The organism is Luteimonas sp. A482 (genome assembly GCF_054072655.1).
This window is the reverse complement of sequence record NZ_JBSVRO010000013.1, coordinates 1-1666: the sequence shown is the minus strand read 5'-3', so window position 1 is coordinate 1666 and position 1666 is coordinate 1. Positions and strand designations below refer to the sequence as shown.

At 58.8% G+C, this 1666-nt stretch carries 3 protein-coding genes; all 3 read right to left on the bottom strand.

Features of this window, described 5'->3' with window-relative positions; genetic code table 11:
* Nucleotides 1–222 precede the first annotated feature (222 nt).
* Nucleotides 223–738 (bottom strand): hypothetical protein, encoded by a 516-nt coding sequence (locus ACW5DW_RS17045; RefSeq protein WP_457020494.1) that lies wholly within the window; start codon nucleotides 736–738, stop codon nucleotides 223–225.
* Between the two features lie 124 nt (nucleotides 739–862).
* A complete protein-coding gene (locus tag ACW5DW_RS17040; RefSeq protein WP_457020493.1) occupies nucleotides 863–1180 on the bottom strand; it encodes an NTF2 fold immunity protein in 318 nt (105 codons plus the stop codon).
* Between the two features lie 85 nt (nucleotides 1181–1265).
* Nucleotides 1266–1666, bottom strand: a 401-nt coding sequence (locus tag ACW5DW_RS17035) for a transposase (RefSeq protein ID WP_457020492.1), incomplete at its 5' end; no start/stop codon positions are given.

The following is a 1666-nucleotide window of genomic DNA, read 5'->3' as shown; positions in this document are numbered from 1 at the left end:
AAGCTCCCAACTCCAACCATGCCTGCGCGTTCAGGCAGGCGAGGTAGCGGTGATAGATGCTTTCTAGCTCGGGTGCGGTCATACCGGCCAATGCTGCTTGAATCGACGACGGGAGCGGGAGCGGGAGCGAAGGCGGATGACGGAAGTGGGAAAGGGGGTGCTTGTGCCGCCTAACGCTTGAGTTAAGCCGCGCCGCGAAGCGGTGTCGGCTTGAACGAATTGTTAGAGCCCACTGTACTTGGCCTGCACCTCAGCTTCCATTGCTGAGAGCTCCCGTGCCATGGCCGACTCGTCAACGCCGAACTTGCTCCACAGTGCGAGGTACACAGGTGTTACCAGCGCATCTGCCTCTTCAAAAAGCGCGATCATTCCGCGCAGCTCCTCGATCATCTCTGTCCGACCGAGGTCGTGGATGATTGTGCCAGCGTGGTGTCGGAAGAAGTGATGAGCAAGAAAGTTGCGTTTCGCGAGGGCCGATGCCAAAACGGAGTCGATGTTCGCGGGTAGCTCTGTCAGTCCGCGTGCAGCACGAAGGAGTTGCCCAAGCGTCTTCGACTCAAGGCCTTCGTAGACCGAATCGAACACCTTGCGCGTTATCGCCGAAACCTGCTCCAGTTGTAGCACTGTTGTGAGATTGATCAGGCTCGATTCGAGAAGATTTGCCTGGTAAAGCGCGAGTCCGGCAAATGCATAGACTTCCTTCGGATCGTCGAGATCGGGTTCCGGAATAGTGGCCATGTTGGGAGTGGGCTCTAACGCCTAAGTTAAGCCGAAACGCGTAGTGGAGCAAAGCACATGGCAAGCTATACCTGCCATGTGCTTTGCGGAACGAAGCGGTTTCGGCTTGAACGCATTGTTAGGCCTACCTGCCGTGACTGACCCGAAGAATTTGGCCGTCGCGCTTGGAGATCACCGCAATAGCGGTACCACCTGCGTGGCTGGGTGGAAGATAGCCCGAGACCGTCCATTGCCCGTCTATGAGCTCAGCCGAATAGGGGGCTTGTGACGCGATCTCTTCTTTCCCGTAGATGGGCTCCCACACCGCAACGGCAATAGTGATGGCAGTGGCCTCATCTTGCACAAGGTCTCGGAGATTGAGCACGTTGTGCTCGTTCTCCTGGGAAGGAGCACAACCTGACACCAGTAACAGTGGCGCCAGAAAGTAAAACGTCGCCTTCATAGACACCCCCAGTGAGGCCTAACGCTTGAATTAAGCCGAACCGCGAAGCGGTTGGGACTTCCTACGCAAAAGTGGACACCGATGGTTAGGTGCACTGGGCTTCGAACGCCGATGGCGTCTGGTATCCGAGGGACGAGTGTAAGCGCTGATTATTGTAAAAATCGATATAGCCGGCCACGGCCCTGCGCAGTTCCCGGTCGGTGGCGAACCGCCGCCGGTGGTACATGTCGGACTTCAGCGACTTGTTCCACGATTCCATATGGGCGTTGTCGGTCATCCGACGCGGCCGGTTCACGCTCTGGACGACTCCGGCACCCGCAAGCACCTGTCGGAACTGCGCCGCCAGGAACTCGACGCCCCGGTCACTGTGGAAGATCGTATCCGGCTCCGGCTGGCGGCGACGCAATGCCGCACGCAGTGCCCTTGCCGTCAGCGCCGCGGTTCGCTCGGTGCCCAGCGCCCACCCCAGCAGGCGCCTGCTGTGTC